At 58.6% G+C, this 14,172-nt stretch carries 17 protein-coding genes, 1 tRNA gene and 1 pseudogene; 15 read left to right on the top strand and 4 right to left on the bottom strand.

What is annotated here, in order from left to right; translation table 11 throughout:
• Window positions 1–5 precede the first annotated feature (5 nt).
• The 12 genes from rplR to BLW02_RS09105 all read left to right on the top strand — a co-directional run bounded on the left by rplR (window position 6) and on the right by BLW02_RS09105 (window position 6,360).
• Entirely contained in the window at window positions 6–371 is a 366-nt protein-coding gene (rplR, locus tag BLW02_RS09160) for a 50S ribosomal protein L18 (RefSeq protein ID WP_035240896.1), read from the top strand.
• Between the two features lie 17 nt (window positions 372–388).
• A complete protein-coding gene (gene rpsE, locus BLW02_RS09155; protein ID WP_069103887.1) occupies window positions 389–907 on the top strand; it encodes a 30S ribosomal protein S5 in 519 nt (172 codons plus the stop codon).
• A gap of 14 nt (window positions 908–921) precedes the next feature.
• On the top strand, window positions 922–1,104 hold the full coding sequence (gene rpmD, locus BLW02_RS09150; protein ID WP_007861725.1) for a 50S ribosomal protein L30: 183 nt from the start codon (window positions 922–924) through the stop codon (window positions 1,102–1,104).
• 10 nt (window positions 1,105–1,114) lie between these two features.
• Complete coding sequence (gene rplO / locus BLW02_RS09145; protein WP_026435320.1) at window positions 1,115–1,546, top strand: 50S ribosomal protein L15; 432 nt, start codon at window positions 1,115–1,117, stop codon at window positions 1,544–1,546.
• A gap of 24 nt (window positions 1,547–1,570) precedes the next feature.
• The gene (secY, locus tag BLW02_RS09140; protein ID WP_026435319.1) at window positions 1,571–2,890 is read left to right on the top strand and encodes a preprotein translocase subunit SecY; all 1,320 of its coding nucleotides are present in this window, start codon (window positions 1,571–1,573) and stop codon (window positions 2,888–2,890) included.
• Window positions 2,891–3,034: 144 nt separating this feature from the next.
• Window positions 3,035–3,148 carry a 50S ribosomal protein L36 gene (rpmJ, locus tag BLW02_RS09135; RefSeq protein ID WP_005793651.1) on the top strand — a complete coding sequence of 38 codons (114 nt, stop codon included), beginning with the start codon at window positions 3,035–3,037 and terminating at the stop codon, window positions 3,146–3,148.
• 23 nt (window positions 3,149–3,171) lie between these two features.
• On the top strand, window positions 3,172–3,537 hold the full coding sequence (rpsM, locus tag BLW02_RS09130; RefSeq protein ID WP_005793659.1) for a 30S ribosomal protein S13: 366 nt from the start codon (window positions 3,172–3,174) through the stop codon (window positions 3,535–3,537).
• A gap of 18 nt (window positions 3,538–3,555) precedes the next feature.
• Window positions 3,556–3,960, top strand: coding sequence for a 30S ribosomal protein S11 (gene rpsK, locus BLW02_RS09125; protein ID WP_005793662.1), 405 nt, complete (start codon window positions 3,556–3,558; stop codon window positions 3,958–3,960).
• 90 nt (window positions 3,961–4,050) lie between these two features.
• Entirely contained in the window at window positions 4,051–4,674 is a 624-nt protein-coding gene (gene rpsD, locus BLW02_RS09120) for a 30S ribosomal protein S4 (RefSeq protein WP_092698009.1), read from the top strand.
• 109 nt (window positions 4,675–4,783) lie between these two features.
• Window positions 4,784–5,779 (top strand): DNA-directed RNA polymerase subunit alpha, encoded by a 996-nt coding sequence (locus BLW02_RS09115; RefSeq protein ID WP_092698008.1) that lies wholly within the window; start codon window positions 4,784–4,786, stop codon window positions 5,777–5,779.
• A gap of 89 nt (window positions 5,780–5,868) precedes the next feature.
• Window positions 5,869–6,261 carry a 50S ribosomal protein L17 gene (gene rplQ / locus BLW02_RS09110; protein ID WP_063462385.1) on the top strand — a complete coding sequence of 131 codons (393 nt, stop codon included), beginning with the start codon at window positions 5,869–5,871 and terminating at the stop codon, window positions 6,259–6,261.
• 22 nt (window positions 6,262–6,283) lie between these two features.
• Window positions 6,284–6,360, top strand: a tRNA-Met gene (locus BLW02_RS09105).
• A 691-nt stretch (window positions 6,361–7,051) separates the two neighbouring features.
• Here BLW02_RS09105 and BLW02_RS09100 read toward each other — a convergent pair.
• Entirely contained in the window at window positions 7,052–8,239 is a 1,188-nt protein-coding gene (locus tag BLW02_RS09100) for a 5'-methylthioadenosine/S-adenosylhomocysteine nucleosidase family protein (protein WP_092698007.1), read from the bottom strand.
• Complete coding sequence (locus tag BLW02_RS19915; RefSeq protein WP_159433778.1) at window positions 8,236–8,397, bottom strand: hypothetical protein; 162 nt, start codon at window positions 8,395–8,397, stop codon at window positions 8,236–8,238. Before BLW02_RS19915 ends, BLW02_RS09100 begins: the two co-directional genes overlap by 4 nt.
• A 23-nt stretch (window positions 8,398–8,420) precedes the next feature.
• Here BLW02_RS19915 and BLW02_RS09095 point away from each other — a divergent pair, with 23 nt between their 5' ends.
• A complete protein-coding gene (locus tag BLW02_RS09095) occupies window positions 8,421–9,455 on the top strand; it encodes an IS30 family transposase (protein ID WP_092698006.1) in 1,035 nt (344 codons plus the stop codon).
• Here the strand turns inward: BLW02_RS09095 and BLW02_RS09090 are convergent.
• Entirely contained in the window at window positions 9,449–9,805 is a 357-nt protein-coding gene (locus tag BLW02_RS09090; RefSeq protein WP_159433777.1) for a response regulator, read from the bottom strand. The two genes, BLW02_RS09095 and BLW02_RS09090, sit on opposite strands and share 7 nt — an antisense overlap.
• Window positions 9,806–9,818: 13 nt before the next feature.
• A complete protein-coding gene (locus BLW02_RS09085) occupies window positions 9,819–11,972 on the bottom strand; it encodes a hypothetical protein (protein ID WP_092698004.1) in 2,154 nt (717 codons plus the stop codon).
• 95 nt (window positions 11,973–12,067) lie between these two features.
• On the opposite strand from BLW02_RS09085, the gene istA reads away from it, so the two are divergent.
• Both istA and BLW02_RS09075 read left to right on the top strand, forming a co-directional pair.
• On the top strand, window positions 12,068–13,594 hold the full coding sequence (gene istA / locus BLW02_RS09080; protein ID WP_092698003.1) for an IS21 family transposase: 1,527 nt from the start codon (window positions 12,068–12,070) through the stop codon (window positions 13,592–13,594).
• Window positions 13,584–14,168, top strand: a pseudogene (locus BLW02_RS09075) (ATP-binding protein); the annotation flags it as partial. The gene istA and the pseudogene BLW02_RS09075, both read left to right, overlap by 11 nt.
• Window positions 14,169–14,172: the final 4 nt, after the last annotated feature.

The following is a 14,172-nucleotide window of genomic DNA, read 5'->3' as shown; positions in this document are numbered from 1 at the left end:
GCAACATGTTGACAAAGAAAGAGCAGCGTCTTCGTCGTTCGCGTCAGACGCGTATCCGCATTGCACAGCAAGGCGTGGCACGTTTGACCGTGAATCGTACGAACCTCCATATCTACGCCAGTGTGATTTCCGGCGACGGCAGCAAGGTGCTGGCCAGCGCGTCCACGGCCGAGGCCGATGTGCGCAAGTCGCTGGGCGGTTCGGGCAAGGGTGGCAATGCCGCTGCAGCCCAGGCAATCGGCAAGCGCATTGCTGAAAAAGCAAAGGCTGCTGGTGTCGAGAAGGTTGCATTTGATCGTGCAGGTTTTGCGTACCACGGTCGCGTCAAGGCTTTGGCCGATGCAGCCCGTGAAGCAGGTCTGCAGTTCTAAGCGGAACGGAATTAAAAATGGCTAAATTTCAACCCAAGGTGCAGAGCGAAGGCCAGGACGACGGTCTGCGCGAAAAAATGATCGCGGTGAACCGCGTGACCAAAGTCGTGAAGGGTGGCCGTATTCTCGGTTTCGCTGCACTGACTGTGGTTGGCGACGGTGATGGCCGCGTGGGCATGGGCAAGGGCAAATCGAAGGAAGTGCCGGCAGCTGTGCAAAAAGCCATGGAAGAAGCGCGTCGCAACATGGTGAAGGTTTCGTTGAAAAACGGCACGATCTTTCACAACGTGACGGGTCACCACGGCGCTGCCGTTGTGATGATGGCTCCGGCCCCCAAGGGTACCGGCATCATCGCGGGCGGTCCTATGCGCGCTGTCTTCGAAGTGCTGGGTGTTACCGATATCGTGGCCAAGAGCCATGGTTCGTCGAACCCCTACAACATGGTCCGTGCAACATTTGACGCGCTCGTCAATTCGACCACTCCGTCGAATGTGGCAGCCAAGCGCGGCAAGACAGTCGAAGACATCTTCGCCTGAACCGGAGCTTGAATATGACAACGCAACAAACCGTCAAGATTCAACTGGTGCGCAGCCCGATTGGCACCAAGGAATCGCACCGCGCCACCGTTCGTGGCCTGGGCCTGCGCAAGCTGAACAGTGTCAGCGAACTGCAGGACTCGCCTGAAGTGCGCGGCATGATTAACAAGATCAGCTATCTGGTCAAAGTCCTCTGAGAGATAGATCATGGAACTCAATAGCATCAAGCCCGCAGACGGCGCCAAGCATGCCAAGCGCCGCGTAGGCCGTGGTATCGGCTCCGGTCTGGGCAAGACCGCTGGCCGTGGTCACAAGGGTCAGAAGTCGCGTTCGGGTGGCTACCACAAGGTAGGTTTCGAAGGCGGTCAAATGCCTTTGCAGCGCCGTCTGCCAAAGCGCGGTTTCAAGTCGCATCTGCTCAAGTTCAATGCAGAAGTGACGTTGACCGCTCTGGATCAACTCGGTCTGGCCGAAGTGGATGTCCTGGCGCTCAAGCAAGCTGGCCTGGTGGGCGAGCTGGCGAAGGTGGTCAAGGTCATCAAGAGTGGTTCCATCACCAAGGCTGTCAAGCTGAACGGTGTGGGTGCTACGGCCGGTGCCAAGGCTGCCATCGAAGCTGCTGGCGGCAGCGCCGCCTGACTGTGGCTCTGAAGGAAGACATCTGTGGCTACTAGCGCGGCTCAAATTGCAAAGACCGGTAAATTCGGCGACCTGCGTCGTCGTCTGGTTTTTCTGTTGCTTGCGCTGGTCGTGTATCGCATCGGGGCTCATATCCCTGTGCCAGGCATCGATCCAGCCCAACTTCAGCAGCTGTTCAGTGGCCAGCAGGGCGGTATCCTGAACCTGTTCAACATGTTCTCGGGTGGTGCGCTCTCGCGCTTCACGGTTTTCGCTCTGGGGATCATGCCGTACATCTCGGCGTCGATCATCATGCAGCTGATGACCTACGTGGTTCCCACGTTCGAGCAGTTGAAGAAGGAAGGCGAAGCTGGCCGCCGCAAGATCACGCAGTACACCCGCTATGGCACATTGGGCTTGGCCCTTTTCCAGTCGCTCGGTATTGCTGTTGCGCTGGAAAGCTCGGCCGGTCTGGTGCTCAGCCCTGGTTTTGGTTTCCGCATGACAGCAGTGGTCAGCCTCACGGCTGGCACGATGTTCCTGATGTGGCTGGGTGAGCAAATCACTGAGCGTGGTCTGGGCAACGGGATTTCGATCCTGATCTTCGCTGGTATCGCTGCCGGATTGCCGAGTTCCATCGGCGGTCTTCTGGAACTGGTTCGCACGGGTGCCATGAGCATTCTGGCTGCCATCTTCATCGTCATTGTGGTAGGTCTCGTGACTTACTTCGTGGTGTTTGTGGAGCGTGGTCAGCGCAAGATTCTGGTGAATTACGCTCGTCGGCAGGTGGGTAACAAGGTGTATGGCGGTCAGTCGTCGCACCTGCCCCTGAAGCTGAACATGGCGGGTGTGATTCCTCCGATCTTTGCCTCGTCGATCATTCTGCTGCCGGCGACGGTGGTGAACTGGTTCAGTGCGGGTGAGTCGATGCGCTGGCTGAAAGACATCTCGGGTGCGCTGACTCCTGGTCAGCCCATCTATGTGATGTTCTACGCTACGGCGATCATCTTTTTCTGCTTCTTTTACACGGCACTGGTGTTCAACAGCCGTGAAACTGCAGACAACCTGAAAAAGAGCGGTGCGTTCATTCCAGGCATTCGCCCAGGTGAGCAAACGGCCCGTTATATCGACAAGATCCTGGTTCGGTTGACTTTGGCAGGCGCTGTGTACATCACTTTCGTGTGTTTGCTGCCAGAGTTCCTGATCTTGAAGTACAACGTTCCGTTTTACTTCGGTGGTACGTCGCTGCTGATCATTGTGGTGGTGACCATGGACTTCATGGCCCAGGTTCAGAACTACATGATGTCGCAACAGTATGAATCGCTGCTCAAGAAGGCCAATTTCAAAGGCAACGCGGGCGGTTGATGGATTGGAAGGTGGATGTCGCATCGCGGCGCTGCCTGTAAAGAGCTGAATATCGGTTGAGTTGGCGCCCCACGGTTTTCGCGGGCACAAATTGTGTTCCAGGCAAAGCAGCCGGGACGGATGGAAAAGTTTTAGGAGAATGCAATGAGAGTTTCGGCTTCGGTCAAAAAAATCTGCCGCAACTGCAAGATCATCCGCCGCAAGGGTGTGGTGCGCGTGATCTGCACGGATCTGCGTCACAAGCAGCGCCAAGGTTGATTGGAAAGTATTAGAGGACGCATATGGCACGTATCGCTGGCATTAACATTCCGCCGCACAAGCACGCGGAAATCGGTCTGACCGCCATTTTTGGCATTGGTCGTACCCGCGCTCGCAAGATTTGCGAAGCAACTGGCATCGCTTACAGCAAGAAGATCAAAGATCTTTCTGATAGCGACCTGGAAAAAATTCGCGAACAAATCGAGCAGTTCACCATCGAAGGTGACCTGCGCCGCGAAACCACGATGAACATCAAGCGTTTGATGGACATCGGCTGCTATCGTGGCTTCCGCCATCGCCGCGGTCTGCCAATGCGTGGTCAGCGCACCCGTACCAATGCACGCACCCGCAAGGGTCCGCGCAAGGGCGCAGCTGCACTGAAGAAATAAAGAGATTGAAAGATCATCATGGCTAAGTCTCCTGCCAATAACGCAGCCCAGCGCGTTCGCAAGAAGGTCCGGAAGAACGTTTCGGACGGTATTGCACACGTGCACGCCTCGTTCAACAACACCATCATCACGATCACCGATCGCCAGGGCAACGCCTTGTCGTGGGCTTCGTCCGGTGGCCAAGGTTTCAAGGGCTCGCGCAAGTCCACCCCGTTCGCAGCCCAGGTCGCTTCGGAAGTGGCCGGTCGCGCCGCCATCGATCAGGGCATCAAGAACCTTGACGTTGAAATCAAGGGTCCCGGTCCTGGCCGTGAATCCTCGGTGCGCGCACTGGGCGCACTGGGTATCCGTATCACGTCGATCTCCGACGTGACGCCGGTGCCGCACAACGGCTGCCGCCCTCAAAAGCGTCGCCGTATCTAATCTCTCTAAGCCCACCGCCGCCTGTGAACGCGCAAGCGCCTCAGGCGGCTCCCGCAATGGTTTGCGGTAGATGACACAAAGGAAGCTCAAGTGGCACGTTACCTCGGCCCCAAGGCCAAACTCTCCCGCCGTGAAGGCACGGACCTGTTCCTGAAGAGCGCCCGTCGCTCGATCGCTGACAAGTCCAAGTTCGACTCCAAGCCTGGTCAGCACGGCCGCACCTCCGGTGCCCGCACCTCCGACTACGGTCTGCAACTGCGTGAAAAGCAGAAGGTCAAGCGCATGTACGGCGTGCTGGAAAAGCAGTTCCGCCGATACTTCGAAGCCGCTGAAGGCAAGAAGGGCAACACCGGCGCCAACCTGCTGTTCCTGCTGGAATCCCGTCTCGACAACGTCGTGTACCGCATGGGTTTCGGCTCGACCCGCGCTGAAGCGCGCCAGCTGGTGTCCCACAAGGCAATCACCGTGAACGGCAAGTCCGTGAACATCGCGTCGTACCTCGTGAAGACGGGCGACGTGGTGGCCGTGCGCGAAAAGTCCAAGAAGCAGAACCGTATCGTTGAAGCCCTGCAGCTGGCCGCCCAAGTTGGCATGCCTGCCTGGGTAGACGTCAATGCGGAAAAGGCCGAAGGTATCTTCAAGAAGGTGCCAGACCGTGATGAGTTTGGCGCCGACATCAACGAATCCCTGATCGTTGAGTTGTACTCGCGCTAATCGCTTGTACGTATTTTGAGAAACCGTCCCTGAACCGCGAGGCATCGCGGTTTAGGCGCTTCACCAGCCTTACCGGTGTAACGAGCTGGGGGTATTGAGAGGAAGTTGCATGCAAACCAATTTGCTGAAACCCAAGGCGATTAATGTCGAACAGCTTGGCCACAATCGTGCCAAGGTAGCGCTTGAGCCGTTCGAGCGTGGCTACGGCCACACGTTGGGCAATGCCATCCGGCGTGTCCTGCTCTCGTCCATGGTGGGTTACGCAGCGACGGAAGTCACCATTGCAGGCGTGCTGCATGAGTATTCGTCTATCGATGGTGTTCAAGAAGATGTGGTCAACATTCTTCTGAATCTCAAGGGTGTGGTGTTCAAGCTGCACAATCGGGATGAGGTGACGCTGAGCTTGCGCAAGGATGGCGAAGGCGTTGTCACTGCACGTGACATCCAGACTCCACATGACGTGGAAATCGTCAATCCTGATCACGTGATCGCCAACTTGTCTGCTGGTGCCAAGCTGGACATGCAGATCAAGGTCGAGAAGGGGCGTGGCTACGTCCCTGGCAACCTGCGCCGCTATGCTGACGAATCGACCAAGTCGATTGGCCGGATCGTCCTGGATGCGTCGTTCTCGCCGGTGAAGCGTGTGAGCTACACCGTCGAAAGTGCTCGCGTCGAACAGCGCACTGACCTGGACAAGCTGATTGTCGAGATCGAAACCAATGGCGCCATCACTGCCGAAGACGCAGTGCGTGCATCGGCCAAGATCCTGGTGGAGCAGCTGGCTGTATTTGCACAGCTGGAAGGGGGAGAAATTCCTACGTTCGAGTCCGCCTCGGGTGGCCGTGCGACCAACGCCACATTCGATCCGATTCTGCTGCGTCCGGTGGACGAGCTGGAGTTGACCGTGCGTTCCGCCAACTGCTTGAAGGCGGAGAACATCTACTACATCGGTGACCTGATCCAGCGAACCGAAAACGAGTTGCTCAAGACCCCCAACCTGGGTCGCAAGTCGCTCAACGAAATCAAGGAAGTGCTCGCATCGCGTGGTCTTACGCTGGGCATGAAATTGGAAAACTGGCCGCCAGCCGGTTTGGACAAGCGTTAAGTTATAATTTTGGGCTCCCCTCAAGGGGGCCAGTGCGTTGGGCAGTACCTGATACGGCTGCCTGATTTAATTAATAGAAGGAAAGCACCATGCGCCACGGACACGGACTCCGCAAACTCAACCGCACCAGCTCGCACCGTCTTGCGATGCTGCAAAACATGATGAATTCGCTCATCGAGCATGAAGCCATCAAGACTACCGTTCCCAAGGCCAAGGAATTGCGCCGAGTGATCGAACCCATGATCACCCTGGCCAAGGAAGACTCCGTGGCAAACCGCCGCCTGGCATTCAACCGTCTGCGTGATCGCGACAGCGTGACCAAGCTGTTCAACGACCTGGGCCCCCGATTCAAGGTGCGTCCTGGTGGCTACACCCGTATCTTGAAGATGGGCTTCCGCGTGGGCGATAACGCTCCCATGGCGCTGGTCGAATTGGTCGACCGTGCTGCTGAAACCGAAAATAATTCGGCAGCAGCTGAATAATAGGGTATAATCTATTTCTTACCGCGCGATGGAGCAGTCTGGTAGCTCGTTGGGCTCATAACCCAAAGGTCGGAGGTTCAAATCCTTCTCGCGCAACCAATAAAATCAAGCACTTAGCTTGTCTTCAAGGCCCACTTCGGTGGGCCTTTTTGTTTTGGCCCAAATTTGGCCCATACGTGGCCCGCTCTTGGCCCATGTATTTTTACGGATTTCGTTTCAGACCATTGGGTATTGGCCTCCATGGATTACCCATCGTCGCCGACCCCGGTCAGCAGTTGACGTCATTGGAGGCGATGAGACAAAGACATCCCCACCTCCAACATGTCCTCTCAGCGAGTTGTGTACGCTGGCGACCTGCGCTCCTGCCGCATCGCTCAACTGGCACGCTCTCCCTGCTCCTGCACTTCGGCGCTAGCCAGCTTCACCGTGCCACGTCCGTACCGCTAGTTGACTTCATCGAGCACCCGATCAACCGCTCACGGTGCGTTTCCTGTTGCTCCTGGGGTACCAGATCAAGATTCCCTTGTTTGAGGCGTGCACTGTTGAGTGCTTGCCAGGCTTGGGGCTTGAAGGATATTGACTGCGAGCGGTTTCTGCGAGAAACGGTTGTTAACCTGAATGGCGCTGCTTCCGCTTCAGGCTGGGAGCAGTCGTTCGTCAAGGACTGCTTTGCGGCAATTCAGTGCCGGGCAGCCCTGGGACACGCGGTGTGGAAGCGTCCCGCCAAAACAGAGCACCAGATTCAGCCAAGTCTTATTGATGCCCTGGCTTGCTTCCCGCAAGGAGCGGGTCAGTCCTTGAAGACGTCGGCTACGCCAGACCGGATTGCGGCGACCACGAACTTGGCCGACAGCAAACAGCCGATACGATGGAACGAGTCACCCTTGTTCTTGCCGCCGTCGTCGACCACAGCCTTTGCCGCAAAGAAGGCTGTGCGTGTCTTGGCGTGCCTAGCCGCCTCAAAGACGGAGTAGACCTCCATGTCGAAGCCAGCGAGCTTGCGTTGGCCAACCGCCAACGTGGCTGTCTTGCCATGCTCGGCAATGACCGCACTTCCGCTGCTCGTCGGCACACCTGTCTTGATGCTGCACCCGACCCGCTCCTTGCCCTTGGGCACCTCGGTCTTGCCGGCGTCCAGCCCGTGCAGCAGGTAGGCGAGCAGAGCGTTGTCTGAGGCAACTTCCACCAGCTTGTTCTGCACGGAGACGTCAAGCTGTACGTCATAGTGCTCGGCCTTGAAGCCCGCCGCGCTCCACTTCCCAGCATCATGCTGGTGGCAAATTTGGGTCACCAGCAGGTCGTACATCTCCGATTCGCCTGCAACGCCGCCGCAGATACCGCTCATGCAAATCAGCCGGGGCTCGAACCGGTCGAGCGCAAGGGCCGAGGTTACGGCCGCGGACACAAGACCCATGCGCTGCGCCCGTACGATGACGGTCTGGTAGGAGCCGACTTGCATCTCGCGGCAGCAAAGGCCAGAGATGGTTTTCACCGGCCCCCAACTGTCACCTAGTCCCTCGAAGGCTTCAGCCTCCTTCTCCAACGCACACACGATAACCACGTCGAACTTCTTCTTGGGCTGGGCCGCCAGCAACTTGATCTTTAGGGCGTCGCGCCACTCGCCGTGGTCGGTAAATGGGATGACATTAATGTCGACCAGGTTCAGGTTGTAGACGAAGTCCCCTTCATCCAGGCTGTGGCGCGTGAGCACGATGGCCGGTGTGCTGAACGACTTGCTTAGGTAGTGACGCGTCGCCTCCACCAACTGCTCATGGTGATCTTCGACGGTGCCGTCTTTGGCCGACCTGGGTACCAGCAGGTCTAGCAAGATCAAGTCGAACTTGGTGCTCGCCACCGCACGCGTGTAGTCCAGCCAGTTTTTCTCGCGCTGTAGGGCTGCGTCCGGAATGACTGAGTGGACATGGGACGCGATCTGCTCGTACTTTGGGTCATCGTCCTCCAAGATTAGAATTTTCATAGGAGCTCCAGAACTGAATACAGGTCGGCCTTCCACTGGTTGTCGTTTTCCAGATAGCGCACGCAGCCGGCCACGTTGATATCAAATTTGTCGAATATTTCCTGCTTGGCCTGCTCTACCGGAATAGGAAGGGCGGATTCAAAAGTGAAGTGCAACACCTGCCAACCTGTAAGGTCCGCAGATGACAACCACCTCCTCGCACTATCACCAGCTCAAGCCTGAAGACCGCGTCACCATCGCCAGCCTAAGGCAGCAGAACCACAGCGTACGTGCAATTTCCCGGCAACTGCACCGCTCCCCGGCGACTATCAGCCGGGAACTGCAGCGCAATGCATCTTCATCTGGCTATGGCAGCGCACATGCCCAGTGCCAGTCCCTGCAGCGCAGACGCTGTGGCAGGCCAGCTATCAAGCTGCATCCCGAGTCGATCCTGGCCTCCCTGGTGATCCATCTGCTGCGGCTGCGCTGGTCGCCCGAGCAGATTGCCCTGACACTGGCGCGCTTGTATCCCCCCGGCCATGAACACCGCGTGTCACACGAAACCATCTACAACTGCATCTATGCCATGCCCATGGGTGAGCTGCGCAAAGAATTGATCGCCACCCTGCGCCACGCCCACAACAAGCGGCTGCCGCGCAGCAAGGGCAAGGACCGCAGAGGCCAGATTCCCGACATGCTGAGCATCCATGTGCGCCCGCCCGAGATCGAAGACCGCCAGTTTCCCGGGCACTGGGAAGGTGATCTCATCAAGGGAGAAGGCAATGCCAGCGCAGTCGGGACCTTGGTGGAACGCACCAGCCGGCTGGTGATGCTGGTCAAGCTGCCTGAGTTCAAACCCGCTAGTGCCACCAACGTCTTGCAGGCCTTCACGGACAAACTGCTGGGCATTGCGCAGCCGATGCGGTTGAGCATGACGTACGACCAGGGCCGGGAGATGTCCATGCACAAGAAACTCAGTGAGCAAACCGGCATTGCCGTGTACTTCTGTGATCCGCATAGCCCTTGGCAAAGAGGCTCCAACGAGAACATGAATGGCCTGGTGCGCCAGTACCTGCCCAAGGGGACGGATCTGAGCATCTACAGCCAGGAGCAGCTCGATGCGATTGCCGATGAAATCAACAACCGACCAAGGAAGGGACTGGGAGTACGATCACCGCTGGCGGTATACCGCGAACTGCTCGTGAACAGCCCGCAGCACTCCACCCTCATTCACTGAAATCCAGGGTGTTGCACTTCACTTTTGAATCCGCCAAGGCTCTCGATCTCAATATCAGGATATTGGGTCAGGATGATGCACGGCGTGTTGGCGCCATTCTCCGAATAGACGATGGTAAACAGGACGTCTAGTCCTCCAGACGACAACGGAAAAGGCGAGCCGCTGCCCGCTTGCGGCTCATGGCTGTGAATCGACATATCGATGATGGCCAAATCGAATGTCTGCGAACCCAGCAGTGCGGTTGCCGACGCCAGCGCTTGACATACCGATATTTCCAGCGTGCCCGTGAATACGCTATTCAAGTAAGCCCGGACACCTTCTAGCTTGAAAGCGTCATCCTCGACGATCAAGCACCTGACGTGATCAGTGTTCAAGAGCATAAATAAACGTGATTCGCACCTCGTTGCCGACGACCTGATACTGGTCCAGCACAAACTCATGTCGATTATGTGCTAACAGCATCAGCTTGGAGATTCCGCTCTTGTCCTCATACATATTCGCGTCCATGAAGTCCGCCAGCTTGCGCTCCTCGATTTCTGCCGACACGGCGGCCGGGTCGTCGGTCGGCCTGATGGACGACCTGAACTCGACCACTAGCCGCTTGCCCTTATCGCGCACGATTTCGAAGTTGCGCCTCAACGGCTGGCTGAGGTCACCGTACTTGGCCGCATTGCGCACAGCAATGGCGAACGAGTCATAGATCAAGTGATAGAAATCGCCGACCAGTTCAATCTCTTCTTTGCTGCTGTCGGCTCCAGCCTGTGGATCGAAGTCGGGGATGGTGTCCTTGACTTCGGCCACTGTGGCTGCGAACAGCAGCGACACCGTCGCTATGGGCGCCACGATCGACGGCCTCTTGAACCAGCCGAACATTACGGCCAGCTTACGGTCGATCGACAGCTGCAGTTCGCGCCGGAACGAGTCTGCTAGGCGCGCGTCGGCCGGTGCCGCCGCCGGCACTAGCTCCTGCAGCAGAAACTGCTCGTTCTTCAGCGGCGCCTGCTGCGCGCGCAAGTAACGGGTCACGGCGCCCAGGTCCAACTCCGCGAGGCGCCAGCAGTAGTCGATCATGGTTTGATCGATGCCGGCGATGGACGTTGTCTCGCTGTAGTTACTACTGATGACCTTGACGGCTGATGACAGTACCTCCTGCTTGGCGGACCAGTAAACCTCGGGGGTCAGCAGGCCATGGGGCTTGGACTTCGAGTGCACGTGCAGGCGCTCGGCGATGATGGCCTGGACCGCCTTGTTGTAGGAGCCCTTCCAAGTGTCCCATTTCGCAGCGAATGGCCCATGGTCGAACAGAGGCTTGAATCTGGGGTTAGCCTGGAGCGGGTTGATGACGCTTGAATACAGGTGGCCATGGAAGGTACCGTGGCGGATGCGTCGTCCAAGGTATGACGCGATGCCGAACACTGCATTGGAGCAAAACGCGATGTAGCTCTGGGTCATCACCAGATGCAGTATCGTTTCGTCGCAGGTGACCGCGACGCCCTTTTTGCCGGAACCTGTTGAGGTCAGCGCGCTATTTAACTCGATCATCATCTCGTCCTCGATCCAGGACGCGAAGCGCGAGGGGTCGACGTAAATACGGTGGTCGTCGATTTCGTTACGGACGCGATTGATCTGGTGATCGATACGAACCGCGCGGGCGCGCTGCAGGAAATGCTCATCACCTGTGAAAGTGGCCATCCATTCATGCAGTGATGCACGAATCTCCGGAATGTCGGCGCGATGCGGCGCTAGCGTGGTGAGTTTTGCCAAGAAATCTTCGGTCGCGATGTCGTAGATGTATTCGGCGACGTAGGGATGAGATTTCTCATAGGATTTGACCAGCTCAACGAGCGAGCCGTTGTGGTACTTGAGCGCCGTATCCTCCAACAGTTTGCGCAGGAGAAAGCTGTCGAGTTCGTTCTTACTGCGCTTGGCCAGCAACAGCAGGAGGATGAGCCGAACCAGGCCGTCCTTGGCCAGTTTGGCGGCCGTGCGCACCGCCCGGATAGGGACGGTGCGCGCCAAGTCGCGCGTCACGCCCATCAGTTTGAGAAGATCCTCCTTCTCAAAGCCGATTTGGCCTTCTGACTCGGTGAGCCAGTAGTTGAAGAGGGCCGACCGCGTAGCGGTACCCGACAGCTCAAGCTGGGCCAGGGCAATGTAGCCGTGCTTGGTGAACGGTGTACCGCTAATCAGGTCGCGCGGTGCAGCTTCTCCCACCCAAGCGCGCAACTGCTCGGCAAGTGCCGGCGGCAGCTCGGCCGCCTCGTCCCGCGAGGCGTCGTAGTAGTTGTCGATGAGGATGCGATAGCGCCTGATCGGGTCGTACTCCATCCAAGCGCTGGAGTGCTTGAACAGCGTGTACTCGCTTTCTACGTTGTCTGGCTCATAGGTAGCGACCAATTGTCCGAACAGCTCGGCCCGACCCAGCGCCCGGGCAATCTCGGAAAGAGCGGGGTAGTCGCCCAGCTCGAACAGGTGGGCGTTGAACTTCGCCAGAATGACCGCGTTGTTGATTTCCACGCAGAAGTGACCCACTAACCCCCAGGATTTCCATCTAAACCTGACCCACGTACTAACCCTAACCTGCTGCTTTGTTGATCAGCAGGAGACCAGGAGTGATAGACGTGGCAACACTGAGTGTCATCAGGCGCTGGGCCCTGCGAGAGCAGTTGTCCATCCGAGAGATCGCCCGCCGCACGGGCCTCTCGCGCAACACCATCCGCAAGTACCTGCGCGCAGGCGAGGCCGAGCCGCACTATGCCAAGCGGGTCAGTCCATCCAAGCTCGATCCCTTCGCATCGAAGCTCTCGGGCTGGCTCAAGACGGAAGCTGGCCGATCCCGCAAGCAGCGGCGTACCGTCAAGCAGATGTACGCTGATCTGCAGGCCCTGGGCTATACCGGCTCCTACAACCGGGTTGCCGCCTTTGCCCGGCTGTGGCAAGAGCAGCGCATGGTGGCCCAGCAGACCACCGGCCGCGGCACCTTCGTTCCCCTGGCCTTCGGCCCAGGTGAGGCCTTCCAGTTCGACTGGAGCGAGGACTGGGCAGTGCTGGCCGGAGTGCGCACCAAGCTGCAAGTGGCCCACTTCAAGCTCAGCCACAGCCGAGCGTTCTACCTGCGCGCCTATCCGCTGCAGACGCACGAGATGCTGTTTGACGCTCACAACCATGCGTTCGTAGTTCTGGGCGGTGTGCCCCGCCGTGGCATCTACGACAACATGCGCACCGCTGTAGACCGGGTGCGCCGTGGCAAGGAGCGCGACGTCAATGCGCGCTTTGCGGCCATGGTCAGCCACTTCCTGTTCGAGGCCGAGTTCTGCAATCCCGCGTCGGGCTGGGAGAAGGGCCAGGTGGAGAAGAACGTGCGCGACGCCCGCCATCGTCTGTGGCAGGTGGTGCCGCCATTCCCAGGCCTGACTGAGCTCAACGCCTGGCTTGAGGAGCGCTGCGTGGCCTTATGGAATGAGATCGAGCATGGCAAGTTGCCGGGCACCGTCGCGGATGTCTGGGCTCAAGAGAAGGCAACCTTGATGCCGATGCCTCGGCCCTTCGATGGCTTTGTGGAGCACACCAAGCGCGTCTCGCCCACCTGCTTGGTCCACTTCGAGCGCAACCGCTACAGCGTGCCGGCCCCGTATGCCAACCGGCCTGTGAGCCTGCGGGTCTACGCAGACCGCTTGGTGATTGCCGCCGAAGGCCAGATCGTGTGCGAGCACCAGCGCCTGATCGAGCGTAACCACCATGGTGCTGGGCTGACCGTCTACGACTGGCGCCACTACCTGGCGGTGCTGCAGCGCAAGCCCGGAGCCTTGCGCAATGGTGCTCCGTTCCTGGAGCTACCAGCGGCCTTCAAGCGACTGCAGGCCACCTTGCTCAAGCAACCCGGCGGCGACCGGGAGATGGTGGAGGTTCTGGCACTGGTGCTGCACCACGACGAGCAGGCGGTACTCACCGCAGTGGAGCTGGCACTGGAGTCAGGTGCTGCCAGCAAGACCCACATCCTGAACGTGCTCCATCGCCTGCTGGACGGCAAGCCCGCTCCAGCACCGGTCACTTCGCCCCAGGCCCTCAAGCTGGCGGTGGAACCCCAGGCCAATGTGCTTCGCTACGACCAATTGAGGGAGGTGCGCTATGCGTCATGACCCTGCCATCGCTTCCATCGTGATCATGTTGCGCGAGCTCAAGATGCACGGTATGGCCCAGGCGGTTGCGGAACTGGCTGAGCAAGGTGCACCGGCCTTCGATGCGGCACAGCCCATCCTGTCTCAACTGCTCAAGGCCGAGACCGCCGAGCGGGAGGTGCGCTCGGTAGCCTACCAATTGAAGGTGGCCAGATTCCCGGCGTACCGGGACCTGGCTGGGTTTGACTTCGGCCACAGCGAGGTGAACGAGGCACTGGTACGCCAGCTGCACCGGTGCGACTTCTTGGAGAACGCCAACAACGTGGTGCTGGTGGGTGGACCGGGTACGGGCAAGACCCACATCGCCACAGCCCTCGGGGTGCAAGCCATCGAGCACCATCACCGCAGGGTGCGGTTCTTCTCCACGGTGGAGCTGGTCAATGCGTTGGAGGAGGAGAAGGCCAACGGCAAGCCCGGACAGTTGGCCCACCGCCTGGCCTATGCCGATATGGTGATCCTGGATGAGCTGGGCTACCTGCCGTTCAGTACGTCAGGAGGCGCCTTGCTGTTCCACCTGCTGTCCAAGCTGTACGAGGGGT

Source organism: Acidovorax soli, assembly GCF_900107605.1.
Lineage (GTDB): Bacteria > Pseudomonadota > Gammaproteobacteria > Burkholderiales > Burkholderiaceae_C > Acidovorax > Acidovorax soli.
The sequence above is the reverse complement of the archived record's forward strand: the minus strand, read 5'-3'. Positions and strand labels throughout refer to the sequence as shown.

Bases quoted from the DNA above. Each gene is read 5' to 3' on its own strand.
- rpmD (WP_007861725.1), top strand. From the start codon at position 922: ATGACAACGCAACAAACCGTCAAGATTCAACTGGTGCGCAGCCCGATT.
- rpmJ (WP_005793651.1), top strand. From the start codon at position 3,035: ATGAGAGTTTCGGCTTCGGTCAAAAAAATCTGCCGCAACTGCAAGATC.
- BLW02_RS09100 (WP_092698007.1), bottom strand. From the start codon at position 8,239: ATGAAAATTCTAATCTTGGAGGACGATGACCCAAAGTACGAGCAGATC.
- rplR (WP_035240896.1), top strand. From the start codon at position 6: ATGTTGACAAAGAAAGAGCAGCGTCTTCGTCGTTCGCGTCAGACGCGT.
- rpsM (WP_005793659.1), top strand. From the start codon at position 3,172: ATGGCACGTATCGCTGGCATTAACATTCCGCCGCACAAGCACGCGGAA.
- BLW02_RS09115 (WP_092698008.1), top strand. From the start codon at position 4,784: ATGCAAACCAATTTGCTGAAACCCAAGGCGATTAATGTCGAACAGCTT.
- rplQ (WP_063462385.1), top strand. From the start codon at position 5,869: ATGCGCCACGGACACGGACTCCGCAAACTCAACCGCACCAGCTCGCAC.
- BLW02_RS09095 (WP_092698006.1), top strand. From the start codon at position 8,421: ATGACAACCACCTCCTCGCACTATCACCAGCTCAAGCCTGAAGACCGC.
- rplO (WP_026435320.1), top strand. From the start codon at position 1,115: ATGGAACTCAATAGCATCAAGCCCGCAGACGGCGCCAAGCATGCCAAG.
- rpsK (WP_005793662.1), top strand. From the start codon at position 3,556: ATGGCTAAGTCTCCTGCCAATAACGCAGCCCAGCGCGTTCGCAAGAAG.
- rpsE (WP_069103887.1), top strand. From the start codon at position 389: ATGGCTAAATTTCAACCCAAGGTGCAGAGCGAAGGCCAGGACGACGGT.